Origin of the sequence: Marinobacter sp., from assembly GCF_033722195.1 — a bacterium.
Taxonomy (GTDB): domain Bacteria; phylum Pseudomonadota; class Gammaproteobacteria; order Pseudomonadales; family Oleiphilaceae; genus Marinobacter.
Genome location: NZ_JAWVZL010000143.1, coordinates 1 through 5,967, shown reverse-complemented (window position 1 = coordinate 5,967; position 5,967 = coordinate 1). Strand labels below are relative to the sequence as shown.

General features: G+C 65.8%; 7 protein-coding genes. 4 read left to right on the top strand and 3 right to left on the bottom strand.

Annotated features, from left to right (window positions below):
* From R3280_RS15790 to R3280_RS15775, 4 genes are all read left to right on the top strand, one after another.
* The coding region (locus R3280_RS15790; RefSeq protein ID WP_318999570.1) for an acyl-CoA dehydrogenase C-terminal domain-containing protein at positions 1 to 318 on the top strand (318 nt) is incomplete at its 5' end.
* A gap of 223 nt (positions 319 to 541) precedes the next feature.
* The gene (locus R3280_RS15785; protein ID WP_318999569.1) at positions 542 to 1,648 is read left to right on the top strand and encodes a Zn-dependent alcohol dehydrogenase; all 1,107 of its coding nucleotides are present in this window, start codon (positions 542 to 544) and stop codon (positions 1,646 to 1,648) included.
* Between the two features lie 26 nt (positions 1,649 to 1,674).
* A complete protein-coding gene (locus R3280_RS15780) occupies positions 1,675 to 3,090 on the top strand; it encodes an aldehyde dehydrogenase family protein (protein ID WP_318999568.1) in 1,416 nt (471 codons plus the stop codon).
* Positions 3,091 to 3,158: 68 nt separating this feature from the next.
* Positions 3,159 to 3,599 carry a hotdog fold thioesterase gene (locus tag R3280_RS15775; protein ID WP_318999567.1) on the top strand — a complete coding sequence of 147 codons (441 nt, stop codon included), beginning with the start codon at positions 3,159 to 3,161 and terminating at the stop codon, positions 3,597 to 3,599.
* 16 nt (positions 3,600 to 3,615) lie between these two features.
* Here the strand turns inward: R3280_RS15775 and R3280_RS15770 are convergent, their stop codons facing one another.
* The 3 genes from R3280_RS15770 to R3280_RS15760 form a co-directional block, all read right to left on the bottom strand.
* Positions 3,616 to 4,239: a QsdR family transcriptional regulator gene (locus R3280_RS15770; RefSeq protein WP_318999566.1), complete on the bottom strand. Its 624-nt coding sequence runs from the start codon at positions 4,237 to 4,239 to the stop codon at positions 3,616 to 3,618.
* A 90-nt stretch (positions 4,240 to 4,329) separates the two neighbouring features.
* A complete protein-coding gene (locus R3280_RS15765) occupies positions 4,330 to 5,070 on the bottom strand; it encodes a 3'-5' exonuclease (protein ID WP_318999565.1) in 741 nt (246 codons plus the stop codon).
* 31 nt (positions 5,071 to 5,101) lie between these two features.
* The coding region (locus R3280_RS15760; protein ID WP_318999564.1) for a putative nucleotidyltransferase substrate binding domain-containing protein at positions 5,102 to 5,967 on the bottom strand (866 nt) is incomplete at its 5' end.

Here is a 5,967-nt window from a genome sequence, read left to right as displayed (position 1 = left end):
CTGGAGAGCCTGGTTGAGGCCACCGAAGCCATCAACCGGATTCGCCGGGCCGGCGAGACCGAACGTGCACTGGCCAATGCCTCGCTGTATCTTGAGGCCTTTGGCCATCTGGTGGTTGGTTGGCTCTGGCTGCGCCAGGCCCTGGTCGCCCAGGCCGGCCTCAATGGCCATGGCCCCCGGACGCCAGCCTTCTATGATGGCAAACTCAAGGCCTGCGACTACTTCTGCCGCTACGAACTGCCGCGGGTGAACGCCCTGGCGGGCCTGCTGCGCACGGCGGATACCACCACCCTGGAAATCAGCGAGGAGAGTTTCTAAAAAGTCCCCGCTGAAGGGACGGCATACTCCCAAGTTCGTGAGTCCGGGTGGGGAGGGGCCTCAGAAAACCGTGTGTTGCCAGGGATGGCAACACCGAGCCCCCAGGGATGGGTTCACGGCGTGTTTTCTGAGGCCCCTCCCCATCCGGACCTGCTGCCAAATCTGGCAGTCAGCCCAACCAAAAATCAAAAATGATAAAAGTAAGGGAAGGAGAAAACACACCATGACGCGTGAAGCCAAGGCCGTTGTCTGCCGTGAATGGGGCCAGCCCCTGACGGTGGAAACCATCCGGGTCGCCGCCCCCAAACGCAATGAAATCACCATCAAGGTGGCCGCCTGCGGCGTCTGCCACAGCGACCTCTCCGCCGCCACCGGCAAGATCCAGTACCCGCCACCGCTGGTGCTCGGTCACGAGGCCGCCGGTGTGGTGATCGAAGTCGGCGAGGGCGTTACCGGGTTCAAGGAAGGCGACCACGTGGTCAGCTCCTTCATCTCCATGTGCGGCAAATGCCGCCAGTGCGTCCGGGGCCGACCCGTGCTCTGCGACAACGCCGGCAAGGCCATGTTCACCCTGCCGGACGGCACCGTCCGCACCACCGACAGTGACGGCAAGGACCTCAACGTCTTCGGCGCCTGCGGCGTGATGGCCGAATACGCCACCCTGCACGTGGACAACGCCGTCAGGATCGAGCCCGGCGTGCCCCTGCAGAACGCCGCCCTGGTAGGCTGCGCCGTCATGACCGGCGTCGGCGCCGTGTTCAACACCGCAAGGCTCGAGCCCGGCTCACGTGCTGCCGTCTTTGGTGTGGGTGGGGTTGGCCTCAACGCCATCCAGGGCTGCGCCACCGCCGGTGCCGAAATGATCGTGGCGGTGGACACCAGTGACACCAAGCTGGCAATGGCCAAGCAGTTCGGCGCCACCCACACCGTCAACATCAACGAGGTGGAAGACGCCGCCAAGGCCGTCAAGAAACTCACCGGCGGGGTGGACTACGCCTTCGAATGCGTCGGCGCCGGCGCCGTCGTGACCCAGGCCTACAAGTCCCTGGGCCGCGGTGGTACCGCCGTGGTGGTGGGCGTGGCCGACCCCCGCGACAAGACCAGCATCGGCACCCTGTCGCTGCCGGCGGATGAGCGCACCCTCAAGGGCAGCTGGCTGGGCTCTGCCCGGCCACAGCACGATTTTCCCCGCATCCTGGCGCTCTACAAGGCCGGCAAGCTCAAGCTCGACGAACTGGTGACCCGCACCTACCGCATCGAAGAGGCGCCCCAGGCCTTCGACGACATGGTGGCGGGCAAGAATGCACGTGGCGTGATCGTGTTCGACTGATCGCCCCCCAGGACAAGGAGACCAGCATGAACAACCTCAGCAAGCTCTACATTAACGGCCAGTGGGAAGACTGGAACGGCGAGACCCTGCCGGTGCACGAAGCCGCCACCGGCGACGTGCTGGCACAAGTGCCGGCCGCCGCCCGAAGCGAGATGCGCCGCGCCATCGAGGCCGCCCACAAGGCCTTCGAGGCCTGGTCCGAGACCACCCTGGAGCAGCGCCTGAGCGTGCTCAAGCAGCTGCACACCGGTCTCACTGAGCGCGCCGGCGAGATCGCCGAGGCCATCAGCCGGGAAGTGGGCATGCCGCTGAAGCTGGCCAGGCAGATCCAGGCCGGCCTGCCGGCGGCCATTACCGAAAGCTACATCAAGATGCTGCCGGACTTCGCCTTCAGCGAACAGGTGGGCAACTCCGAGGTGCAGTACACCCCGGTGGGTGTGGTGGGCTGCATCACGCCCTGGAACTACCCGCTGCACCAGGTCATCCTGAAAGTGGTGCCGGCCCTGGCCGCCGGCTGCACCGTGGTGCTCAAGCCCAGCGAGATAGCGCCTTCCAGCGCCTACATCCTGGCCGAGATCCTGGACCGCACAGACCTGCCCGCCGGTTGCTTCAACCTGGTGTCCGGCCTCGGCCAGGTGGTGGGGGACGAGCTCATCAAGCATCCGGACGTGAGCATGGTGTCCTTCACCGGCTCCACCCGCACCGGTCACCTGATCGCCCACGCCGCCGCCGACGACTTCAAGCGCTACGCCCTGGAGATGGGCGGCAAGTCCGCCTCGGTGGTACTGCCGGACGCCGACCTCAAGGCCGCCGTCAAGGGCACCGTCAGCAACTGCCTGCTCAACTCCGGCCAGACCTGCACCGCGCTCACCCGCCTGCTGGTGCCGGCGGACAAGCACGACGAGGCCTGCCAGCTGGCCGCCGAGGCGGTGGCCAAGATGACCCCGGGCAACCCGATGGAGGAGACCACCCGGCTGGGGCCGCTGGCGTCGGCGGAGCAGCGCGACCGTGTGCTGGACTTCATCCGTATCGGCGTCGATGCCGGCGCCACCCTGGTGGCCGGCGGACCCGAGGCGCCCGAGGGCCTGGACCAGGGCTATTTCGTCAAGGCCACGGTATTCGGCAATGTCGATCCGGACAGCAAGATCGCCCAGGAGGAAATCTTCGGCCCGGTGCTCTGCGTGATTCCCTACCAGGACGAGGCCGACGCCATCCGCATCGCCAACGGCACCGCCTACGGTCTCTCCGGCGCGGTCTGGTCCGGCGATGCCGACAAGGCCAAAAAGGTGGCCGGCAAGCTGCGCACCGGTCAGGTCTTCGTCAACGGCGGCGCCTTCAATCCGCTGGCGCCCTTCGGTGGCTTCGGCCATTCCGGTGTGGGCCGTGAGTTCGGCAAGTGGGGGCTGGAAGAATTTCTCGAAGTGCGCTCCCTGCAGTTATAGTTAGCTCTGCATTTATTTCAGCGCGGTCAGGGACGACCGCTCACAGCAACCAGCAGAGGCGATCAGGCATGTCAGAAGGCAGTATCTGGACCCGGGTTCCGACCATCGAGTCCATGACCGAGGGCTCCCGCAACACCGCGGTGGATAATCTCGGGATCGAGTTTCTTGCAGTGGGCGAGAACACCATCACCGCCCGCATGCCGGTGGACAAACGCACCCACCAGCCGTTCGGGCTGCTGCACGGCGGCGCTTCGGTGCTGCTGGCGGAAACCCTGGGCAGTGTGGCAGCGAACCACTGCATCCGGGACCCCAACAAGGTGGCGGTGGGGCTTGAGATCAACGCCAACCACATCCGCTCGGTCCGCTCCGGCTGGGTCACCGGCACCACCCGGCCCCTGCATGTGGGCGGCTCGACCCAGGTCTGGGAGATCCGGATCGAGGACGACAAGGGCAAGCTGGTGTGCACCTCCCGCATCACCATGGCGGTGATCCCCCGGCCCGGCGCCTGAGTCCGGGCCGTCGAGGTCAGCGCTCCACCTGACCCCCCAGCATGATCCGCACCGCCTTGCAGGCGTCCTCCAGCTCCTCCTGGCGCGGCTCCCGGCCGCCGATGATGTCGCTGTAGAGGCAGGACTCCGCCAGTCTGACCATGAAATAGGACAGGCTGTCGGTGTTCAGGGGCGGGCGCAGGTGGCCGTTGGCAATCTGCTCCCGGAGGGTGCGGGTGTTGGCCTTCACCACCCGGTCGTGGAGGGTAGAACTGGCGGAGGTGAGAATCCGCAGGGCGTATTCCGGGTCCTGGGCGATAAAGTTGCGCAGCGGCTGCGAGGCCAGCAGGGTGGAGTTGGTGCTGTGGTAGACCCCCACCACGTAATCCACGCCCACGCCCGGTGTGGTCTCCAGGGCGTGCTGGCGCAAGGGTTCATACAGTGACCAGAGTACTTCCCCCAGCAGCAGATCCTTGTTGCCCACCCAGCGGAACAGGGTGGCGCGGCCAATCCCCAGTTCCTCCGCCAGGGAGGCGAGATGAATCCGTTCACTCTTGAGCCAGTGCCGGCGCGCCCTGCGAAAGGCATCCATGGGGGTGGCCCTGGCAGGCCGGGCAATGTCCGGTGATGGTTTCTGCAATGGCATCTCGTTGCTGGCCACGGCGACCTCGTACTTTGAGTCAGTGAGCCCAGTCTAGCAGCGTCTGCGCGGCCGCGCTGAAGCAGTTCCGGCCGCCGTTGCGGATCCGGTTCAGTACCACAGTTCCGAGATCGGCGTTTGTGGTGAAAAGTGGTGCTGGATCTGCGCCTGCAGCAGTTCCGCCGATGCCAGGGCGTCGGTGAGGGCGTGATGGGGCGGGTAGTGGGGTAGGCCGTAGCGCTCCCGGCTGTCCGGCAGCCGGATGGATACCGGTCGCCTCCCCAGCATGCGGTCGAGCCAGCCGACACTGCGGCTGGGGTGAAGCTGGGCCTCGATGGCCATGGTGTCGATGACCGGGAACTCGATGCCTTCGCGGATACGCCAGTTCAGCGCCACATCCAGGAACGGCCGCTCGATGCCCCGATGGTGAACCACCACCACCTTGCCGGCCAGCGCCGGCAGGAACTCATCGAGGATTTCCGCCAGGTCGGGCGCCAGATCGATGTCGGTGTGGGTGATGCCGTGGATGGTGATGGATTTCTGCTGCAGCGGCAGGGGTGGCCGCACCACCCAGTGGCGGGCCTCCCGGCAGCGGATCCGGTTCAGACTCATGGGCACCAGCCCAATGCTGACAATGGAATGGGCGTTGGGGTCCAGACCCGTGGTCTCGAAATCCAGCGCCACCATGGGCACCTCGGCCATGGGGGTGTCCGGCGCCACACAGCCGGCCTCATAGAAGGCTTTCAGGTGCGGATTGACGGCCTGCTCCGCAAGCTGGGCCATGCGCTCCGGCCAGGGTGCCAGGCGTGGATTGCCCGGATTGTCGGTGGTCGGGGTCTGGCGATCCATCATGGCAATGCGGGGCTCTCCTCGGGCGGCGTCATCATGCCAGGTGGCGCCCGGTGGGCGCCTGGTAGCGATAACGCAGGAATTTCTGGGCGTTGCTGAGGATCTGGAAGGCATCCTTCAGGTTGCGCCGCTCGAACGGCGACAGGTCCTCCGGCCGCACATTGTTGTTGGGCTCGTCGCCGGCCTCTATGGCCAGGGCCTGGTGCCGGATCCGCACCATGGCGATGAATTCCAGGGCATCCCGCAGGTTGTCGACGCTGTCGCTGGGCAGCAGTTTGGTTTCGGCAATGGCGTTGAGTCGCTCGAACGAGTTCTGGGCCTTGGAACCGCAGGCCAGGGCGTGAATGCGGATCAGGTCCGATAGCGGCGCTGTGCCCCGGCGCTTGAGGTTGATGGTGTCGTTCTGCTTGCCGTCCTGCTCCATCACGAAGGTGCGGAAGAACCCCAGCGGCGGGGTCCGGTTCAGGGCGTTGCGGGCCATCAGCGCGAGAAAGCGCTGGCTCTTGCTGGCTTTGGCGGCCACCAGCTCCTTGAGCTCATCCGCCAGGGTGGTGTCACCATGAATGCCCTCCAGGTCGAAGAAGATGTTGCTGTTGAGCAGGGCCTCGGCCTGGGGGTTCTCGATCCAGTCGGTGAAGTACTCTTTCCAGACCCTCAGGGGCTGGCGCCATTTGGTGTTGGTGGCCATGATGTCGCCGGTGCAGTAGGTGTAGCCGCAGGCCGCCAGGCCGTCGCTGACAAACTTGCCCAGCTGCTTGAAGTAATCGTCGTGCTGGGCCGTGTCGAAGTCGTCCGACAGCACCAGGGCGTTGTCCTGGTCGGTCACCACCAGTTGCTCGTCCCGGGCCATGGAGCCCAGTGCCATGAAGCAGTAGGGCACCGGCGGCGGCCCCAGTTTTT